Genomic DNA, 19,169 nt, shown 5'->3' with positions numbered 1-19,169 from the left:
ATGGGCTCCAAGCACACCACCCTGATGATCGAGGCCGGCAGCAACATCGTCGGCGGCGTCAACGCCCGCAAGGCCGGCACCAACGTCGAGCTCGCCGGCCGGGAGCTGCCGGTCTTCGGGACCGTCCAGGAGGCAATGGCGGCCACGGGCGCCGACGTGTCGGTGCTGTTCGTGCCGCCCGCGCACACCAGGAGCGCCTGCGTCGAGGCGATCGACGCCGAGATCCCGCTCATGGTCGTCATCACCGAAGGGGTTCCGGTGCAGGACACCGCCGAGGTGTGGTCGCTGCTGCAGGGCTCGAGGACCCGCATGATCGGTCCGAACTGCCCGGGCATCATCACCCCGGAGGAGTCCCTCGCCGGCATCACCCCGCACACCATCTCCGGGAAGGGCCCGATCGGCCTCGTGTCGAAGTCGGGCACGCTGACCTACCAGATGATGTACGAGCTGCGGGACCTCGGCTTCACCACGGCGATCGGCATCGGCGGCGACCCGATCATCGGCACGACCCACATCGACGCGCTGCAGGCCTTCGAGGACGACCCGGAGACCAAGGCGATCGTGATGATCGGCGAGATCGGCGGCGACGCCGAGGAGCGGGCCGCTGCCTACATCGCCGACCACATCTCCAAGCCGGTCGTCGGGTACGTCGCGGGCTTCACCGCCCCGGAGGGCAAGACCATGGGCCACGCCGGCGCCATCGTCTCCGGCTCCTCGGGCACCGCCCAGGCGAAGAAGGAGGCCCTCGAGGCCGTCGGCGTGAAGGTCGGCAAGACGCCGTCCGAGACCGCCCGCCTGATGCGGGAGGCGCTCGAGTCCGTGCTGGACCGACAGCTCACCTGAGCCTCGAGGTTGAGCGGCGCCGGTCGGCTCACGCGCCGAGCTCGGTGGGACGCTCCAGCCCCAGGCGGTCGGCGCCGCTGTAGACGTTCATCGACGATCCGCGGAGGAAGCCGACGAGCGTCAGGCCCGCGTCGGTGGCGAGCTCCGCGGCGAGCGAGGACGGCGCCGAGACGGCGGCCAGCGCCGGTATCGCGCCCATCACCGCCTTCTGCACCAGCTCGAACGACGCCCGACCGCTCACCATCAGGATCGTGCCGGTGAGCGGGAGCCGGTCCTCGCGGGCGGCCCAGCCGAGCACCTTGTCGACCGCGTTGTGGCGTCCGACGTCCTCGCGCGCGCACAGCAGCTCTCCGTCCGAGGTGAACAGGCCGGCCGCGTGCAGGCCGCCCGTCCGGTCGAAGACCGGTTGCGCCGCACGGAGCTGGTCGGGGAGCTTCTCGAGCATCGACGTGTCGAAGTGGACCGGGTCGTCGCGCACCGACCAGTGCGCCGTCGTACGGACGGCGTCGAGGCTGGCCTTGCCGCAGACCCCGCACGACGAGGTGGTGTAGAAGTTGCGCTCGACCGACGGGTCGGGCGGGGCCACGCCGGGGGCGAGGCTGACGTCGACGACGTTGTAGGTGTTGGAGCCGTCGTCGACGGCGCCGGCGCAGTAGCGGATGCCCAGGATGTCGTCCGAGCTGCGGATGACACCTTCGCTGACGAGGAACCCCGCCGCCAGGTCGAAGTCGTGGCCCGGCGTCCGCATCGTCACGGACAGCGCACGTCCGGCGACGCGGATCTCGAGCGGCTCCTCGACCGCCAGGGTGTCGGGTCGCGTGGTGACGCCCTGGCGGCGCAGCCGGATCACCCGGCGCCGGCTGGTCACACGTCCCATCTGATCACCTCACGGCGAGACTAGTCCGGGGTCGACACTCGAGCGCGTCGGACGAACGTCCTCCTGCTCCAGAGCGAGCAGGACCTCGGTCGTGGCCCAGTGTCCCGTGACCCGTTCGATCGTCGCCTGCACCTGCTCCATCGGCAGGCCCTCACGAGCCGGTTCGTGGCCCTCGGCGAGCTCGCGGATCCCGAGCGCCTGGCTCACCCCGAGCAGCGTCTGCGGCTCGGCGAGGTCGACCTCGAGCCAACCGTCGGCGGTCTTGACCGAGACGAGGCGATCCGGGCTCGCGGCTCCCGGCGCGACGGACGCCTCGCCCCGCACGAGGTCGACCGCGGCACGCACGACCGGGTCGAGGTCGTCCCTCTCGCTCGCGAGCTCGATCAGGCGTGTCCGCATCCGCGGGTCCCAGAACCTGCGCACGTGGTTGGCGATCTCCTCGGCAGCCCGTTCGGGCGGGAGGTGGCCGAACTGCACCGCGATGTTGTGGATCATCCGGATCTCGGGCGGCAGGGCAGCGGACACGTCAGCCCACCAGCTCGCCGGTCGCGGACCGTTCCCGAACCGCTTCGACTTCCTCGTCGGTCACGGCGTGGGTGGGATTCACCTGGACCGCGGTCACCTTGTACTCGGGACAGTTGGTCGCCCAGTCGGAGTTCTCGGTCGTGACCACGTTGGCGCCGGTCACCGGGTGGTGGAACGTCGTGTAGACGACGCCCGGGGGTACGCGGTCCGAGATCTCCGCGTGCAGCGTCGTCTTGCCGACCCGGCTGGCCAGCTCGACGAGGTCGCCGTTGGCGATCCCGCGCAGCTCCGCGTCGCTCTCGTGGATCTCCAGGACGTCCTCGGGGTGCCAGGCGACGTTCGCGGTCCGCCGCGTCTGGGCCCCGACGTTGTACTGCGACAGGATCCGTCCGGTCGTCAGGATCAGCGGGAAGCGACGCGTGCTGCGCTCGTCGGTGGGGACGAACGGCGTCGGCACGAGCTTGCCCTTGCCGCGCGTGAACGTGTCGGTGTGCATCACGGGGGTCCCGTCCGGGAACTCCTCGTTGCACGGCCACTGGATGCTGCCGAGCCGGTCGATCTTCTCGAACGAGACGCCGGCGAACGTCGGTGTGGTCTCCGCGATCTCGTCCATGATCTCGCCGGGGTGCTCGTAGCGCATCGGGTAGCCCATCGCGGTGGCGATGTCGCAGACGATCTCCCACTCGTGCTTGCCGGACTTCGGGGCCATCACGGAGCGGACCCGGTTGATCCGGCGCTCGGCGTTGGTGAAGGTGCCGTCCTTCTCCAGGAAGGACGCGCCGGGCAGGAACACGTGGGCGAACTTCGCGGTCTCGTTCAGGAACAGGTCCTGGACCACCACGAGCTCCATCGCGCTGAGAGCCGCGGACACGTGCTGGAGGTTCGGGTCCGACTGGGCGATGTCCTCGCCCTGCACGAACAGCCCGCGGAAGGAGCCGTCGAGCGCGCCGTCGAACATGTTGGGGATCCGCAGGCCCGGCTCGTTCAGGAGCTTCCTGCCCCACAGGTTCTCGAACACGCTGCGGACGGCGTCGTCCGACACGTGCCGGTAGCCGGGCAGCTCGTGGGGGAACGACCCCATGTCGCAGGATCCCTGCACGTTGTTCTGGCCGCGCAGCGGGTTCACGCCGACTCCGTCGCGACCGATGTTGCCGGTCGCCATGGCGAGGTTGGCCATGCCCATCACCATCGTCGAGCCCTGGCTGTGCTCGGTGACGCCCAGGCCGTAGTAGATGGCTCCGTTGCCGCCCTGCGCGTAGAGGCGCGTGGCGGCGCGCAGCTCGTCGGCGGATACGCCGGTCAGGTCCTCGACCGCCTCCGGGCTGTTCTCCGGCAGGGAGATGAACTCGGCCCACTCGTCGAACCCCTCGCACCGGGAGGCGACGAACGAGTCGTTGACGAGGCCCTCGGTCACCACGACGTGCGCCATCGCGTTGACGACGGCGACGTTCGTGCCGGGCTTCAGCTGGAGGTGGTGGGCCGCCTCGATGTGGGGCGACCGCACCAGGTCGATCCGCCGCGGGTCGACGACGATGAGCTGGGCGCCCTCGCGGAGCCGCTGCTTCATCCGGGACCCGAAGACCGGGTGGGCCTCGGTCGGGTTGGCCCCGATCACCATGATCACGTCCGCCTTCGCGACGGACCGGAAGTCCTGCGTGCCGGCCGACTCGCCGAAGGTCTGCTTGAGCCCGTAGCCGGTGGGGGAGTGGCACACCCGTGCGCAGGTGTCGACGTTGTTGTTGCCGAAGGCCGCCCGCACCATCTTCTGGACGACGAAGACCTCCTCGTTGGTGCACCGGGACGAGCTGATGGCGCCGATCGCGCCGCCGCCGTACCGCTCCTGGAGCTCGAGCATGCGGGTGGCGACGGTGTTGATCGCCTCGTCCCACTCCACCTCGCGCCACGGGTCGGTGATCTTCTCGCGGACCATCGGGCGGAGCTGGCGGTCCGAGTGCGTCGCGTAGCCGAAGGCGAAGCGTCCCTTCACGCAGGAGTGGCCCTCGTTGGCGCCGCCGTCCTTGAGGGGCACCATCCGGACCACCTCGTCGTCGCGGAGCTCCGCCTTGAACGAGCAGCCGACGCCGCAGTAGGCGCACGTGGTGATCACCGAGCGGTTCGGCATCCCGAGGTCGACCACCGAGCGCTCCTGGAGTGCGTCGGTCGGGCACGCCTGCACGCAGGCGCCGCAGGAGACGCACTCGGAGTCCATGAACGTCGTGCCGCCCGGCGACACCTTCGACTCGAAGCCGCGTCCCTCGATGGTGAGCGCGATGGTGCCCTGGATCTCGTCGCACGCGCGCACGCACCGCGAGCAGGCGATGCACTTGGAGGGCTCGAAGTTGAAGTAGGGGTTCGTGAGGTCGGGCGCCTCGTCGAGGTGGTTCGGACCGTCCTGGCCGTACCGGACGTGGGTCAGCCCGACCGCGTCGGCCATCTCGTGCATCTCGCAGTCACCGTTCGCCGAGTCGGTGAGGCAGTCGAGAGGGTGGTCGGACATGTAGAGCTCCATGACGCTCCGGCGGAGCTTGCCCACCTTCGGCGACTGGGTGTGCACGACCATCCCGTCGGCCACCGGGGTCGTGCACGAAGCCGGCGTGCCCTTGCGGCCGTCGATCTCCACGAGGCAGAGCCGGCAGGAGCCGAACGCCTCGAGGCTGTCCGTCGCGCACAGCTTGGGTACGTCGACGCCGGCGAGCGACGCCGCGCGCAGGACCGAAGTGCCCTCCGGGACGGACACACTCTGGCCGTCGATCTCGACCGAGACGGTCAGCCCGCCCTCCTTGGCCGGGGTGCCGCGGTCGGGTTCCTTGAGCAGCGTCATGAGCTGGCCTCCGTCCTTGCATCGGTTGGCACGGTTCCTGTTGCTCGTTCTCGGGAGTAGAAGTCGTCGGGGAAGTGGGTGATCGCGCTGCGGACGGGCATCGGTGTCAACCCGCCCATCGCGCACAGGGAGCCCTCGGTCATCACGTCGCAGAGGTCCTCGAGGACGGCGAGGTTCTCGTCGCGGTGCTCACCGGCAGTGATCCGGTCGATCACCTCGACGCCACGCACCGAGCCGACCCGGCAGGGCGTGCACTTGCCGCACGACTCCGCCGCGCAGAACTCCATGGCGAACCTGGCCTGTGCGGCCATGTCGACGGTGTCGTCGAAGACGACGATGCCGCCGTGGCCGACCATCGCGTTGGCGGCGACGAACGCCTCGTAGTCCATCGGCAGGTCGAACTGCGACGGGGGAAGGTAGGCGCCGAGGGGGCCGCCGACCTGGACCGCGCGCACGGGTCGGCCGGACCGGGTGCCGCCGCCGTACTCCTCCACGAGCTCGCCCAGCGTGACGCCGAAAGCGGTCTCGACGATGCCGCCCTGGCGGAGGTTGCCGCCGAGCTGGAACACCTGGGTCCCGCGGGACTTCTCGACGCCCAGGCTGCTGTAGGCCTCGGCGCCGTCGGCGAGGATCGTCGGCACGCTCGCCAGCGTCAGCACGTTGTTGACGATCGTCGGCTTGCCGAAGAGTCCGGTGATCGCGGGGATCGGCGGCTTCGCCCGCACCATGCCGCGCTTGCCCTCGAGGCTGTCGAGCATCGAGGTCTCCTCGCCGCAGATGTAGGCACCCGCGCCGACCCGGACCTCGATGTCGAAGGAGAGCTGGGAGCCCAGGATGCCGACGCCCAGCCAGCCCAGCTCGCGGGCGGCGTCGATCGCGGCACGCAGCGTCGCCACGGCGTCCGGGTACTCGGACCGGAGGTAGACGTAGCCCTCGGTGGCGCCGACGGCGTGCGCGGCGATGGTCATGCCCTCGATGAGCGTGAAGGGGTCGCCCTCGATCAGCATCCGGTCGGCGTACGTCCCGCTGTCGCCCTCGTCGGCGTTGCAGCAGATGAACTTCAGCTCGTCGGCGCAGTCCAGCACGGTCTTCCACTTGATGCCGGCGGGGAAGCCGGCGCCGCCGCGGCCGCGCAGGCCGGACTCGGTGACCTCCGCGACGACGTCGGCCGGCGACAGCTCGAGCGCCCGTCGCAGGCCGGCGAGGCCGCCGTTGCGGACGTAGTCGTCGGGGGAGTGGGGGTCCGTCACACCGACCCTCTTGAACGTGAGCCGGTTCTGCTTGGCGAGCCAGGGCAACTGCTCGACGAGCCCGACGCGCGTCGGGTGGTCGGCGCCGTCGAAGAGGCCGGCGGCGACCAGGTCGTCGACGTCCGATGCGGCGACGGGGCCGTAGCCCACGCGACCCTCGGCGGTCTCGACCTCGACCAGCGGCTCGAGCCAGAGCAGGCCGCGCGAGCCGTTGCGCACGAGCCGGACGTCACGACCCTGTCGTGCCGCGGCGGCCGCGACGGCCTCGGCGACCTCGTCGGCGCCGACCGAGCGGGCCGCGGAGTCGCACGGCACGTAGACGGTGACAGGCGTTGTCGTCATCGGCCCAGCTCCTTGTCCACGATCGAGCACAACCGGTCGGGATCGACGCGCCCGTGCAGCTTGCCGTTGACCTCGACGGTCGGGCCGAGCGCGCAGTTGCCGAAGCAGAAGACCCGCTCGGCGGTGAGCGACCCGTCCGGCGTGGTCTCGCCGTGGGCGACGCCGTACTGCTCCTTCAGCCGGGCGACCACGTCGCGCGAGCCGACCGACTGGCAGGCCTCGGCCTCGCACACCCGCACCGTCGTGCGGCCCGCCGGCACGCTCCGGAAGTCGTGGTAGAAGGTGACGACCCCGTGCACCTCGGCCTGCGAGAGGTTGAGCGCGTCGGCCAGCACCTGGACGGACCCGGGGGGCACGCAGCCCAGTCGATCCTGGACGTCGTGGAGTATCTCGAGGAGCGGCCCACGGCGGCTCGTGTGGGCGGCCGCGACCTCACGGATGATCGCCTCGGTCTCCGTGTGTGCCGTCCCGTTCGCTGTCAGACCCATCGGCTTGGAAGCTCCTTGCTACATCGTCTCACTGTCAGGACGGTGTTCAGCGGGCGCCGGCGATCCCCTTGGGGTTCAGGTGGGCGATGTTACCGCTCTCGGTGCCGTCCGACGGGTCGATCACGCAGTCGATCAGGGCGGGGGAGCCCGCTGCCAGCGCCTCGCGCAGGAGCGTCGAGACCTCCGCCGGCGTGGTCGCCTGGTGCCCGGTGCCGCCGAAGGCCTGGATCATGAGGTCGTGGCGGGCCTTGAGCATCGTCGGAGCCGGATCGGACGACGGTGACACGTCGTTGCCGCGGTAGACGCCGCTGTTGTTGAGGACGACGGTGACGACCGGCAGGTTGTAGCGGCAGATCGTCTCCAGCTCGATGCCGCTGAAGCCGAAGGCGCTGTCGCCCTCGATCGCGACGACCGGCTTGCCCGTCTCGACCGCAGCCGCGATCGCGTAGCCCATGCCGATGCCCATGACGCCCCAGGTGCCGCTGTCGAGGCGGTGTCGGGGGACCTGCATCCCGATCGTGTTCCGCGCGAGGTCGAGCGCGTTCGCGCCCTCGTTGACGATGTAGGCCTCGGGGTTCTCGCCGAGGACCTCGCGGATCGCCTGGAGCGCGCCGAGGAACTTCATCGGGTGCGCGGCCTTCGCGGACTCGAGGCGCGTCGCCATCTTGGCGACGTTCTGGTCGGACTTCGCGGTCAGCTCCGTGCGCCACTCCTGGTTGACGGTGATCTGGCCGGGCTTGCTCCGCTCGACCAGGGCCTCCATCACCGACCCGACGTCACCGACGAGGGGAGCGGCGATCGGCTGGTTGCTGTCCATCTCGGAGGCTTCGATGTCGACCTGGATGAACTTGGCGTCGGGGCTCCACTGCGGCGCGTCGCCGTGTCCGAGCAGCCAGTTCAGGCGGGCGCCGACGAGCATCACGACGTCGGCCCGCTTCAGCGCCAGCGAGCGCGCGGTGGCCGCCGACTGGGGGTGGTCGTCGGGGAGCAGCCCCTTGGCCATCGACATCGGCACGTAGGGGACGCCGGTCGTCTCGATGAAGCTGCGGATGGTGTCGTCGGCCTGCGCGTAGGCAGCGCCCTTGCCGAGTACGACGAGCGGCCGCTCGGCCGCCGAGAGCAGGTCGATCGCGCGGTCGATCGCGGCCGGCTCGGGCACCTGCCGCGGAGCCGGGTCGACGAGCTTCCACAGCGAGGCCGCGGCCTTCTCCTCGTCCATCACCTCGCCCAGCACCGCGGCCGGGATGTCGAGGTAGACGCCTCCGGGCCGGCCGGAGGCGGCGGTGCGGAGCGCCCGCGCGATGCCGCGCCCGATGTCCTCGGCCCGGGAGACCCGGTAGGCGGCCTTGCAGAAGGGCCGGGCCGCGGCGAGCTGGTCCATCTCCTCGTAGTCGCCGCGCTGGAGGTCGACCAGGTGACGCTCGCTCGACCCCGAGATCTGGACCATGGGGAAGCAGTTCGTCGTGGCGTTCGCCAGCGCGACGAGCCCGTTGAGGAAGCCGGGGGCGGAGACGGTGAGGCAGATGCCCGGCTGCTTCGTCAGGAAGCCGGCAGCGGCCGCCGCGTGGCCCGCGTCGCTCTCGTGGCGGAACCCGATGTAGCGGATCCCCGACGCCTGGGCGAGGCGCGCCACGTCGGTGATCGGGATCCCGACGACTCCGTAGACGGTCTTCACGTCGTTGAGCTTCAGCGCGTCGATGACGACGTGGATCCCGTCGGTCAGGCCGGGCGGCTCGGCGCCGCCCTCAGGACCCGCGAGGTTCTTGGAATCGTCGATCGTGGTCAAGGTTCCTCCTTGGCGATGCGCTGGGTTGCCGAGATTGTATGAAGTATGAACCATGCAGTAGTTCAGATCCACCGTACTCCCGCGGTGGGCCAGAAGCACGGGCCCGATGGGGATGGAGTCAGGGGCCGGATGTCCTCGCCAACAGGTCGACGGCGGCGTGGATGGTGCGCAGGGTCGGGGCCGGCGCGCCCGTGACGTCCGCCAGCTCCACGACGGCGGTCACGATGGCGTCGAGCTCCAGCGGCTTGCCCGCCTCCAGGTCCTGGAGCATGGAGGTCTTGTGGTGGCCCACGCCCTCCGCGCCGTGCAGGCGCTTCTCGACCGAGATGTCGGGCGTGCTGCCCAGCCGGGCCGCGATGTCGAGCGACTCCTCCATCAGCTGCACGACCAGCTGGCGGGTGCCCGGGTGCTGGCAGATCTCGACCATGGTCCCCCGGGTGAGGGCGCTGAGCGGGTTGAACGCGACGTTCCCCATCAGCTTGATCCAGATGTCGTTGCGGATGTCGGGCTCGACCGGGCTCTTGAGGCCTCCGGCGATCATCGCGTCGCTCAGCTCGGTGCAGCGGGTCGAGATCTCACCGGAGGGCTCGCCGATGGAGAAGCGCGTGCCCTCGAGGTGGCGGATGACTCCGGGCGACTCGATGACCGTGGCGGGGTAGACGACGCAGCCGATCGCGCGGTCGGGGCGGAGCACGGCGCTGGTGGCGCCGCCGGGATCGACGGCCTCGACGCGCCGACCCTGGTAGGGCCCCTTCAGCTCGTGGAAGTACCACCACGGGATGCCGTTCTGGGCCGCTATCACCGCGGTGTCGGGGCCCAGGAGAGGGTCGACCAAAGGGCCGCAGTCCGGATAGCTGTGGGCCTTGAGGCCGAGGAACACGTAGTCGACCGGTCCGACCTCCGCCGGGTCGTCGGTCGCGTGCGGGTGTGCGTCGAAGTCGCCGCGGGGGCTGAGCACCTGGACGCCGTTGCTCCGCATGGCCTCGAGGTGCTCGTTCCGCGCGATGAGGTGGACCTCCGCGCCACCCCGATGCATCGCAGCGCCCCAGTAGGCGCCGATTGCTCCTGCTCCTACCACGGCGATCCTCACGAGCACTCTCCTCGGTGTTGACGCGGCCACGTCGTATACGGTCGAATCCATACTGTATACGAACACCGGCAGGCCGCAAGGCCGAGAGGAGAACCCGTGATCATCGGAGTCCTCAAGGAGGCGAGCAGCGCGGAGCGCCGGGTGTCGGCGACGCCCCAGACCGTGCGCGGGCTGGTCAAGCTCGGGTACGACGTCGTCGTCGACGCCGGTGCCGGTGCGGCCGCCAGCTTTCCCGACGAGGCGTACGTCGAGTCAGGCGCGTCCATCGGCGACGCGGTGGTCGCCGACGTCGTCCTCGGCGTCGAGGCGCCGTCGTCGCAGCAGCTCGACCGGCTCCGCGACGGCGCGACCCTGATCGGCATGCTCCGTCCGGCGTTCGACGCCGACCTCGTCGCCGACCTCGCGACGCGGCCGATCACGGCGCTCGCGATGGACGCCGTGCCCCGGATCTCGCGGGCGCAGTCGCTCGACGTGCTGAGCTCGATGGCCGGCATCGCCGGCTACCGGGCGGTGCTGGAGGCCGGGCACCAGTTCGGCCGGTTCTTCACCGGGCAGGTGACCGCCGCCGGCAAGGTGCCACCGGCGAAGGTGCTCGTCGTCGGTGCCGGAGTCGCGGGACTAGCCGCCATCGGCACCGCCCGGAGCATGGGCGCTGTCGTCCGAGCGACCGACCCGCGGCCGGAGGTCGCGGACCAGGTGCAGTCGCTCGGCGGCGAGTACATCGCGATCGAGTCCCCGGAGGTCGAGGTCAGCGCGACCGGCTACGCCAAGGAGATGGGGGACGACTACCGGGAGCGCGAGCGCCGCCTCTACGCCGAGCAGTGCGCCGACGTGGACATCATCATCACCACCGCGCTGATCCCCGGGAAGCCGGCGCCGCGGCTCATCACCGCCGACATGGTGGCGAGCATGCGCCCGGGCAGCGTGGTGGTCGACATGGCCGCCGCGAACGGCGGGAACGTCGAGGGCACGCTCGCGGGCGACGTGGTGCGCACCGACAACGGCGTCATTCTCATCGGCTACACCGACCTCGCCGGGCGGATGCCGGCCCAGGCCTCACAGCTCTACGGCACGAACATCGTCAACCTGATGAAGCTGCTCACCCCGGAAGCCGACGGGCAGCTGGTGCTCGACGACTCCGACGTCGTCCAGCGCTCGGTGACCGTGGTCCGGGACGGCGAGCTGACCTGGCCGCCACCTCCGGTGCACGTCTCGGCCGCGCCGGCCGCACCGCCGGCGGCCGACGCACCGAAGCGGGAGCCCGAGGAACAGCCGCCCCCGTCACCCTGGCGACGTCGTGGGCTCATCGGCGCCGCCGCGGCAGCGCTCTTCCTCGTCGCCGCGCTGTCGCCGCAGGCGCTGATCGGACACCTGACGGTGTTCGTGCTCGCGATCGTCATCGGCTACTACGTCATCGGCAAGGTCCACCACGCCTTGCACACGCCACTGATGAGCGTCACCAACGCCATCTCCGGGATCATCGTGGTGGGGGCGATCCTGCAGATCGGCCATCCCGGTGACACCGCGATCACGGCGGTGGCCTTCGTCGCGATCCTGCTCGCGAGCATCAACGTCTTCGGCGGATTCGCCGTCACCCGCCGCATGCTCGCCATGTTCCAGAGGAGCTGACCGCGTGACCGTCCTCTCCGCGGCGAACGCCGCGTACATCATCGCCGCCCTCCTGTTCATCCTCGCGCTCGCGGGGCTCTCCCGACACGAGAGCGCCAAGGCCGGGAACGTCTTCGGCATGGTCGGGATGGCGGTCGCGCTGGTCGCGACCGTCGCACTCGCCATCGATCGCGACATCGAGGGGAGCGGGCTCGTCCTGCTGCTCGTGGCGATGGCGATCGGAGCCGCCATCGGGCTGCACCGGGCCAGGGTCGTCGAGATGACCGGCATGCCGGAGCTGATCGCGCTCCTGCACAGCTTCGTCGGGCTGGCGGCGGTCCTCGTCGGGTGGAACGGCTACTTCGAGGTCGAGAGCGACCCGGCGGAGGCGAGCCGGCTCGAGGCGCTCGGCACCCTCGGCGTGCACCACGCCGAGGTCTTCATCGGCGTCTTCATCGGCGCCGTCACCTTCACCGGCTCGATCGTCGCGTTCCTCAAGCTGTCGGCCCGGATCAAGTCCGCGCCGATGGTGCTGCCGGGCAAGAACCTGCTCAACCTCGGCGCCCTCGTCGCCTTCGCAGTCCTCACGGTGTGGTTCGTGCTGTCGCCCTCGCTGCCGTTGTTGATCGCCGTCACGGTGCTGGCGCTGCTGCTCGGCTGGCACCTGGTGGCGTCCATCGGCGGGGGAGACATGCCGGTGGTCGTGTCGATGCTCAACAGCTACTCCGGCTGGGCGGCGGCCGCGTCGGGCTTCCTGCTCGAGAACGACCTGCTCATCATCACCGGCGCGCTCGTCGGCTCCTCCGGTGCCTATCTCTCCTACATCATGTGCAAGGCGATGAACCGCTCGTTCATCTCCGTGATCGCCGGCGGGTTCGGCATCGAGGTCGCCTCGGGCGGAGACGCGGAGCAGGGCGACCACCGGGAGATCGACGCCGCGGAGGTGGCCGAGCTGCTCCTGTCCGCGGACTCCGTGATCATCACGCCCGGCTACGGGATGGCCGTCGCGCAGGCCCAGCACGGCGTGGCGGAGCTGACCCGCAGGCTGCGCGAGCGTGGCGTCGACGTGCGGTTCGGCATCCATCCGGTCGCGGGCCGGCTGCCCGGCCACATGAACGTGCTCCTCGCCGAGGCCAACGTGCCGTACGACATCGTCCTGGAGATGGACGAGATCAACCCCGACTTCACCGGTACGTCGGTGGTGCTCGTCATCGGCGCCAACGACACGGTCAACCCCGCCGCGTCCGAGGATCCCGGCAGCCCGATCGCCGGCATGCCGGTGCTGACCGTGTGGGACGCGAGCGACGTGATCGTGTTCAAGCGGTCGATGGCGTCCGGCTATGCCGGGGTGCAGAACCCGCTCTTCTTCCGCGACAACGCCGCGATGCTCTTCGGCGACGCGAAGGAGCGGGTCGAGGACATCCTCGCGACCCTCAACTGACGCCGCCCCGACGGGCGCCGGGGTTGACGGCCGCGAGAGCGCGAACCTACTGTCGATGCCCACAGAAGACTGTATCCAGAATACGAAAGTATGCGCATGGGTCACTCACTTCGCTACGACGTCAACTGCTCGATCCTCTTCACCGAGCTCCCCGTCCTGGAGAGACCGGCCGCGGCCGCGGAGGCCGGCTTCTCGGCGGTCGAGTTCTGGTGGCCCTTCGACGAGTCCGTGCCGGACGGCCCCAGCGTCGACGCCTTCGTGTCCGCGGTCCGCGACGCCGGCGTCTCGCTCGTCGGGCTGAACTTCGCGGCCGGCGACATGCCGGGCGGTGACCGGGGCCTGGTGTCCTGGCCCGCCCGCAGCATCGAGTTCCGCGAGAGCGTCCACGTGCTCGTCGAGATCGGCGAGCAGCTCGGGTGCACGTCGTTCAATGCGCTCTACGGCAACCGCGTCGACGACGTGCCGGCGCTCCAGCAGGACGAGCTCGCCCTGACGAACCTGGCGTTCGCCGCCGAGGCCGTCGACGGGATAGGTGGCACCGTGCTCCTCGAGCCCGTCAGCGGTGCGCCCCGGTATCCGCTGCTGATCTCCGCCGACGCCCTGGCGGTCATCGACCGGGTCCGGGCCGAGGCCGGGGTCACCAACATCGGGCTGCTGGCCGACCTCTACCACCTGGCCGTCAACGGCGACGACGTCGACGCCCTGATCGGCGGGCACGCCGACCGGATCGCCCACGTCCAGATCGCCGACGCCCCCGGACGCAACGAGCCGGGCACCGGCAGCCTGCCGCTCGACCGCCAGCTCGCCGCGCTGGAAGCCGCCGGCTACGCCGGCTGGGTCGGGCTGGAGTACAAGCCGTCGACCACGACCGCCAACAGCTTCGAGTGGCTCCCGCGCGAGCGCCGTACCGCGGCGATCGACGTCACCCCCTGACCACCCACCCAAGGAGCATCGACATGACCAGCGCCATCCGCATCGGCTTCATCGGGCTCGGCATCATGGGCAGCCCGATGTCGGTCCATCTCGCGAAGGCCGGCCACACGGTCACCGGCTTCGACTTCGACCCCGCGAAGGCGGAACCACTGACGGCCGCAGGGGGCCGCGCTGCGTCGTCGGTCGCGGAGGCCGTGGCCGACGCGGAGGTGGTGTGCTCCATGGTCCCGGACTCGCCGGACGTCGTCGCGCTGATGCAGGGCGACGACGGTGTGTTCGCCCACGCCGCGTCCGGTGCGCTCGTCATCGACTTCTCCAGCATCCGTCCCGACATCACCGCCGACCTGGCCGCCGAGGCCCGGGGCCGGGGACTCCGGTACCTCGACGCTCCGGTCTCCGGCGGCGAGGCCGGGGCCAGGAACGCGGCCCTCTCGATCATGGTGGGCGGCTCGGCGGACGACTTCCAGACGGCCAAGCCGCTCTTCGACGCGGTCGGCGGGACGGTCGTGCACGTCGGCCCCAACGGCGCCGGCCAGACGGTCAAGGCGGCGAACCAGCTCATCGTCGCCGCCAACATCCAGGCGGTCTCCGAGGCCCTGGTCTTCCTCGAGGCGTACGGCGTCGACACGAAGGCCGCCCTCGAGGTGCTCGGCGGCGGCCTCGCCGGCTCGAAGGTGCTGGAGCAGAAGAAGGAGAACATGCTCGGGCGGTCCTTCCAGCCCGGCTTCCGCATCGACCTCCACCACAAGGACATGGGCATCGTGACCGCGGCCGCCCGCGAGGCAGGGGTGGTCATCCCGCTCGGCGCGCTGATGGCGCAGCTCGTGGCCGCGACCCGCGCCGCCGGCGACGGCGGGCTCGACCACTCCGCCCTGCTGCGCGGCGTCGAGCGACTGTCCGGTCGTGGTGCTACTGACGGAAGCGGTGCTTGAGATGGTGCGGATGCGTGCGGTCGACGCCGCCTGCCTGATCCTGGAGAAGGAGGGCGCCACCCAGCTCTTCGGGCTGCCCGGTGCCGCGATCAACCCGTTCTACAGCGCCGTCAGGGCGCACGGCGGCATCAAGCACGTCCTGGCCCGCCACGTGGAGGGTGCCGCGCACATGGCCGAGGGCTACACCCGGACGGCGCCCGGGAACATCGGCGTCTGCGTCGGGACGTCCGGTCCCGCGGGCACCGACATGGTCACCGGCCTCTACTCGGCGATCGCCGACTCGATCCCGATCCTGTGCCTCACCGGCCAGGCGCCGGTGGCGAAGCTCCACAAGGAGGACTTCCAGGCGATCAACATCTCCGACATCGCCCAGCCCATCACGAAGTGGGCGACCACGATCCTGGAGCCCGCCCAGGTCCCGGGCGCCTTCCAGAAGGCGTTCTGGCTGATGCGCGAGGGTCGCCCGGGCCCGGTGCTCCTCGACCTGCCGCTCGACGTGCAGCTCGCCGAGATCGAGTTCGACATCGACGCGTACGAGCCGCTGCCGGTGCAGCGCCCGGCGGCCTCGCGGACGCAGGCGGAGAAGGTGCTGGCGATGCTGGCGGCCGCCGAGCGCCCGCTCGTGGTCGCGGGTGGTGGCGTCATCAACGCCGACGCCGCCGACCTGCTGGTGGAGTTCGCCGAGCTCACCGGCGTACCCGTCGTCCCGACCCTGATGGGGTGGGGCACGATCCCCGACGACCACCCGCTGAACGCGGGCATGGTCGGGCTGCAGACCTCCCACCGCTACGGCAACGCCTCGCTGCTCGAGTCCGACCTGGTGGTCGGCATCGGCAACCGGTGGGCGAACCGCCACACCGGGGGCATCGACACGTACACGAACGGCCGGAAGTTCGTGCACGTCGACATCGAGCCGACGCAGATCGGGCGGGTGTTCGCGCCCGACCTCGGCGTCGTGTCCGACGCCGGCGCGGCGCTGGCGGCGTTCGTCGAGGTCGCGCGCGACCAGCTCGAGGCTGGCACGCTGCCCGATCGCAGCGCGTGGGCGGAGGCCTGCGGCGAGCGCAAGCGGACCCTGGAGCGGAAGACGAACTTCGACGACGTCCCGATCAAGCCGCAGCGCGTCTACCAGGAGATGAACCGTGCGTTCGGACCCGACACGCGCTACGTCAGCACGATCGGCCTGTCGCAGATCCAGGCCGCGCAGATGCTGCACGTCTACCGCCCGCGGCACTGGATCAACGCCGGCCAGGCGGGGCCGCTGGGGTGGACGCTCCCGGCGGCGCTCGGCGTCGCGACCGCGGACCCCGACTCGCTCGTCGTCGCCCTCTCCGGCGACTACGACTTCCAGTTCCTCATCGAGGAGCTCGCGGTCGGCGCCCAGTTCAACATCCCGTACATCCACGTCGTCGTGAACAACTCCTACCTGGGCCTGATCAGGCAGGCGCAGCGCGGGTTCGACATGGACTACTGCGTGCAGCTCTCCTTCGACAACCTCAACAGCCCCGAGGTCGGCGGCTACGGGGTGGACCACGTGAAGGTCGCCGAGGGCCTGGGCTGCAAGGCGATCCGCGTCACCGATCCGGCCGACCTCGTCCCGGCGTTCGAGAAGGCGAAGTCGCTGATGGCCGAGTACGACGTGCCGGTCGTCGTCGAGGTCATCCTCGAGCGGATCACGAACGTGTCGATGGGCGTCGAGATCGATGCGGTCAACGAGTTCGAGGAGCTCGCGGAGTCACCCGAGGACGCCCCCACGAGCGCCTTCGCGACGCGCTGAGCCGACGGCATGCCGCATCCACGGCGCGTGCTGGTCGCGGCCGACAAGTTCAAGGGGACGCTCACGTCGGCGGAGGTCGGTGCCGCGGTCGGCGCGGGGCTGCGGGCCGGCGTACCCGACGTGCAGGTCGAGGTCGTGCCGGTCGCGGACGGCGGGGACGGCACTCTGGCCGCCGCGGTCGCCGCCGGCTACGAGCTGGTCCCCGTCACCGCGTCCGGCCCGACCGGACGACCGGTGCAGAGCGGATACGCCCGCAGGGGCGGTACGGCGGTCGTCGAGCTCGCGGACGCGGCCGGCCTGAGCCGGCTCCCCGACGGGACACCGCAGCCGATGACGGCGAGCTCGCGCGGCGCGGGTGAGGTGATGGCGCGGGCCGTCGAGGCAGGCTGCACGCAGGTGGTGCTGGGGATCGGCGGCAGCGCCTGCACCGACGGCGGAGCGGGGCTGGTGCGGGCGCTCGGCGCGACGGTGACCGACGCGCAGGGTGACGAGATCGGCGAGGGTGGCGGCTGCCTCGACGCGGTGGCGTCCCTGGACCTGACCGGGCTGCGGGAGCGGATGCACGGCGTGGAGGTCCTGGTCGCCTGCGACGTCGACAACCCGCTGACCGGTCCGCGTGGCGCGGCTGCGGTCTACGGCCCGCAGAAGGGCGCGGGCGCTGAGCAGGTCGCGCGCCTCGACGTCGCGCTCGGCCGGTGGGCGGACCTGGTGTCGGCCGAGACCGGCACCGACCACCGGGAGACCCCGGGAGCCGGTGCCGCGGGCGGCGTCGGGTTCGCCGCGCTCGCGCTCCTCGGCGCGACGACCGTGCCCGGCATCGAGCTCGTGCTGGACCTCGTCGGGTTCCGGGACCGTCTCGACGGCGCCGACCTGGTGATCACCGGCGAGGGTGCCCTGGACGAGCAGACGCTCCACGGCAAGGCGCCGGTGGGCGTCGCCGCTGTCGCGCGGCAGGCCCGGGTGCCGGTCGTCGCGGTGTGCGGGAGCAACACCCTGGAGCGCGGTCCGCTCGTCGCGGCCGGGATCGAGGCGGTCTACCCGCTCACCGACGTCGAGCCCGACCTGGCGCGGTGCCTCCGTGACGGGGAGCGCCTGCTGGGGCTGGTCGGACGACGGATCGCCACCGACCACCTCGGCCCCTGAGTCACCCGACCCGCGCCGCCAGTCCCTCGAGCGCCTCGTCGAGCGTGCCGGCCACGACGACGTCGTCCATGACCTCCTGGCGGACGAAGCCGGCGTCGACCAGGCCCTGCAGGGCCGCGAGCAGCGGCGTCCAGAAGCCGCCGACGTCGAGGAAGCCGACCGGGTCGTCGTTGAAGCCGATGTGCCGCCAGCTCCACACCTCGACGATCTCCTCGAGCGTGCCGATGCCGCCGGGCAGGCACAGGAACGCGTCGGCGTAGTCGGCCATCAGCGCCTTGCGCTCGTGCATGGTCTCGACGACGCGCACCTCGGTGAGGTCGTCCCGGCCCCACTCGCGCTCGACCATCGACCGGGGGATGACGCCGATGACCTCGCCGCCGCCGTCGAGGGCGCCCTGCGAGACCGCGCCCATGAGGCCGAGGCCGCCGGCGCCGTACACGAGCCCGATGCCGCGCTCGGCGAGGCCGCGCCCCACGTCGTACGCCGACCGCATCAGTGCCTCGTCGTGACCTGGTGACGACCCGCAGAAGACGGCGACGCGTCGGAGCTCGGAGTGCATGGGCGCCAGCGTAGAGATGGCTACGACCGGCCCGCGCCCGCGGGGGCCGGACCGGAACTTGGCACAAACGGGCTATTCAGCTCGCCGTCGCGGGCGGGCCAGAGTGGGCGTGGCCCCCGGGGCTCGGGGTCCGGTCTCTCGGAAGGGTCCGCCCGTGACCTCCACGCCAACGCCTCGTCCGACCCGCACCGACGTCAGCATCCTGGGGATCGACCTGGGTCGCCGGGTCGTGGTGCCGGACGTCGTCCTGGAGCCCGGGACGACCGCCGACTGGATCCGGGTGCCGGCGAAGACCGCGCAGCGACTGCTCGTCGAGGTGGCGCGGCTGGTCGCCGACCTGCCGCGTGACTCGGGGCGCGACGTCGTCTGGCAGTCCGGCGCCAACGAGCTGCTCGTCCTCACCGACACGGTGACCCTCGAGTGCGCGACCGGTCTGGTCACGGTCGGGGTCACGGTCTCCTGTGACCAGCTGCGGGAGCCCGCCGCGGTGCGGGTGCCGCTCGCGGTGGGCACCACGAAGCAGGTCCGCGGCCTCTTCGTGTCCACGTTCGCGGCCCCCGACGGGCCCGAGGTGGTGACCGCCGTCTGGGCCGACGCCCTGATCGCGTTCGCCTGGGAGTGCCTCCTCACCCTCGCCCAGCGTCTGGCCGCCGAGGCCGGGCGCGACCCCCGCGACCGGTTGCTGCATCCGGGCGCGATCGCCGCCGAGCGCGGCGCGCTCCTCGTCAAGCCGATGGCGAGGAACGGGGCCTGA

The 19,169-nt window shown here is 71.1% G+C and carries 16 protein-coding genes; 8 read left to right on the top strand and 8 right to left on the bottom strand.

Annotated elements, in window-relative coordinates:
- Positions 1–843, top strand: coding sequence for a succinate--CoA ligase subunit alpha (gene sucD, locus ACFQQI_RS19390; RefSeq protein WP_378567389.1), 843 nt, complete (start codon positions 1–3; stop codon positions 841–843).
- 28 nt (positions 844–871) lie between these two features.
- On the opposite strand, the gene fdhD is transcribed toward sucD, so the two are convergent.
- The 7 genes from fdhD to ACFQQI_RS19355 form a co-directional block, all read right to left on the bottom strand.
- On the bottom strand, positions 872–1,720 hold the full coding sequence (gene fdhD, locus ACFQQI_RS19385; RefSeq protein WP_378567386.1) for a formate dehydrogenase accessory sulfurtransferase FdhD: 849 nt from the start codon (positions 1,718–1,720) through the stop codon (positions 872–874).
- A 9-nt stretch (positions 1,721–1,729) separates the two neighbouring features.
- Positions 1,730–2,245: a formate dehydrogenase subunit delta gene (locus ACFQQI_RS19380; RefSeq protein ID WP_378567383.1), complete on the bottom strand. Its 516-nt coding sequence runs from the start codon at positions 2,243–2,245 to the stop codon at positions 1,730–1,732.
- Between the two features lies 1 nt (position 2,246).
- Positions 2,247–5,066 carry a formate dehydrogenase subunit alpha gene (gene fdhF, locus ACFQQI_RS19375; RefSeq protein ID WP_378567380.1) on the bottom strand — a complete coding sequence of 940 codons (2,820 nt, stop codon included), beginning with the start codon at positions 5,064–5,066 and terminating at the stop codon, positions 2,247–2,249.
- Positions 5,063–6,658 carry a formate dehydrogenase beta subunit gene (locus ACFQQI_RS19370; RefSeq protein WP_378567377.1) on the bottom strand — a complete coding sequence of 532 codons (1,596 nt, stop codon included), beginning with the start codon at positions 6,656–6,658 and terminating at the stop codon, positions 5,063–5,065. Before ACFQQI_RS19370 ends, fdhF begins: the two co-directional genes overlap by 4 nt.
- Positions 6,655–7,146, bottom strand: coding sequence for an NAD(P)H-dependent oxidoreductase subunit E (locus ACFQQI_RS19365; RefSeq protein WP_378567374.1), 492 nt, complete (start codon positions 7,144–7,146; stop codon positions 6,655–6,657). The genes ACFQQI_RS19370 and ACFQQI_RS19365 overlap by 4 nt, the downstream gene beginning before the upstream one ends.
- A 46-nt stretch (positions 7,147–7,192) precedes the next feature.
- The gene (gene oxc / locus ACFQQI_RS19360) at positions 7,193–8,932 is read right to left on the bottom strand and encodes an oxalyl-CoA decarboxylase (RefSeq protein WP_378567371.1); all 1,740 of its coding nucleotides are present in this window, start codon (positions 8,930–8,932) and stop codon (positions 7,193–7,195) included.
- A gap of 118 nt (positions 8,933–9,050) precedes the next feature.
- Positions 9,051–10,022 carry a 2-dehydropantoate 2-reductase gene (locus ACFQQI_RS19355; protein ID WP_378567368.1) on the bottom strand — a complete coding sequence of 324 codons (972 nt, stop codon included), beginning with the start codon at positions 10,020–10,022 and terminating at the stop codon, positions 9,051–9,053.
- Between the two features lie 96 nt (positions 10,023–10,118).
- Between ACFQQI_RS19355 and ACFQQI_RS19350 the strand changes: the two genes are divergently transcribed.
- The 6 genes from ACFQQI_RS19350 to ACFQQI_RS19325 all read left to right on the top strand — a co-directional run bounded on the left by ACFQQI_RS19350 (position 10,119) and on the right by ACFQQI_RS19325 (position 17,856).
- The gene (locus tag ACFQQI_RS19350; protein ID WP_378567366.1) at positions 10,119–11,651 is read left to right on the top strand and encodes a Re/Si-specific NAD(P)(+) transhydrogenase subunit alpha; all 1,533 of its coding nucleotides are present in this window, start codon (positions 10,119–10,121) and stop codon (positions 11,649–11,651) included.
- 4 nt (positions 11,652–11,655) lie between these two features.
- On the top strand, positions 11,656–13,071 hold the full coding sequence (gene pntB, locus ACFQQI_RS19345) for a Re/Si-specific NAD(P)(+) transhydrogenase subunit beta (protein ID WP_378567364.1): 1,416 nt from the start codon (positions 11,656–11,658) through the stop codon (positions 13,069–13,071).
- 96 nt (positions 13,072–13,167) lie between these two features.
- On the top strand, positions 13,168–14,004 hold the full coding sequence (locus ACFQQI_RS19340; RefSeq protein WP_378567361.1) for a hydroxypyruvate isomerase family protein: 837 nt from the start codon (positions 13,168–13,170) through the stop codon (positions 14,002–14,004).
- A gap of 23 nt (positions 14,005–14,027) precedes the next feature.
- Positions 14,028–14,936 (top strand): 2-hydroxy-3-oxopropionate reductase, encoded by a 909-nt coding sequence (locus ACFQQI_RS19335; RefSeq protein ID WP_378567358.1) that lies wholly within the window; start codon positions 14,028–14,030, stop codon positions 14,934–14,936.
- 1 nt (position 14,937) lies between these two features.
- A complete protein-coding gene (gene gcl, locus ACFQQI_RS19330; RefSeq protein ID WP_378567401.1) occupies positions 14,938–16,713 on the top strand; it encodes a glyoxylate carboligase in 1,776 nt (591 codons plus the stop codon).
- A gap of 9 nt (positions 16,714–16,722) precedes the next feature.
- The gene (locus ACFQQI_RS19325) at positions 16,723–17,856 is read left to right on the top strand and encodes a glycerate kinase (RefSeq protein ID WP_378567355.1); all 1,134 of its coding nucleotides are present in this window, start codon (positions 16,723–16,725) and stop codon (positions 17,854–17,856) included.
- A gap of 1 nt (position 17,857) precedes the next feature.
- Here ACFQQI_RS19325 and ACFQQI_RS19320 read toward each other — a convergent pair whose 3' ends face one another.
- Positions 17,858–18,415 carry a TIGR00730 family Rossman fold protein gene (locus ACFQQI_RS19320; protein ID WP_378567352.1) on the bottom strand — a complete coding sequence of 186 codons (558 nt, stop codon included), beginning with the start codon at positions 18,413–18,415 and terminating at the stop codon, positions 17,858–17,860.
- Positions 18,416–18,569: 154 nt separating this feature from the next.
- On the opposite strand from ACFQQI_RS19320, the gene ACFQQI_RS19315 reads away from it, so the two are divergent.
- Positions 18,570–19,169, top strand: a complete 600-nt coding sequence (locus ACFQQI_RS19315) for a hypothetical protein (RefSeq protein ID WP_378567349.1) — start codon at positions 18,570–18,572, stop codon at positions 19,167–19,169.

This window comes from Nocardioides sp. GCM10030259, from assembly GCF_042666375.1.
In the GTDB taxonomy this organism is placed as follows: Bacteria; Actinomycetota; Actinomycetes; order Propionibacteriales; family Nocardioidaceae; genus Nocardioides.
Note: the sequence above shows the minus strand (reverse complement) of the source record. Positions and strands in the feature narration are given on the sequence as shown.

Bases quoted from the DNA above. Each gene is read 5' to 3' on its own strand.
- ACFQQI_RS19335 (WP_378567358.1), top strand. From the start codon at position 14,028: ATGACCAGCGCCATCCGCATCGGCTTCATCGGGCTCGGCATCATGGGC.
- ACFQQI_RS19325 (WP_378567355.1), top strand. From the start codon at position 16,723: ATGCCGCATCCACGGCGCGTGCTGGTCGCGGCCGACAAGTTCAAGGGG.
- fdhF (WP_378567380.1), bottom strand. From the start codon at position 5,066: ATGACGCTGCTCAAGGAACCCGACCGCGGCACCCCGGCCAAGGAGGGC.
- sucD (WP_378567389.1), top strand. From the start codon at position 1: ATGGGCTCCAAGCACACCACCCTGATGATCGAGGCCGGCAGCAACATC.
- ACFQQI_RS19320 (WP_378567352.1), bottom strand. From the start codon at position 18,415: ATGCACTCCGAGCTCCGACGCGTCGCCGTCTTCTGCGGGTCGTCACCA.
- ACFQQI_RS19340 (WP_378567361.1), top strand. From the start codon at position 13,168: ATGGGTCACTCACTTCGCTACGACGTCAACTGCTCGATCCTCTTCACC.
- ACFQQI_RS19370 (WP_378567377.1), bottom strand. From the start codon at position 6,658: ATGACGACAACGCCTGTCACCGTCTACGTGCCGTGCGACTCCGCGGCC.
- ACFQQI_RS19365 (WP_378567374.1), bottom strand. From the start codon at position 7,146: ATGGGTCTGACAGCGAACGGGACGGCACACACGGAGACCGAGGCGATC.
- fdhD (WP_378567386.1), bottom strand. From the start codon at position 1,720: ATGGGACGTGTGACCAGCCGGCGCCGGGTGATCCGGCTGCGCCGCCAG.
- gcl (WP_378567401.1), top strand. From the start codon at position 14,938: ATGGTGCGGATGCGTGCGGTCGACGCCGCCTGCCTGATCCTGGAGAAG.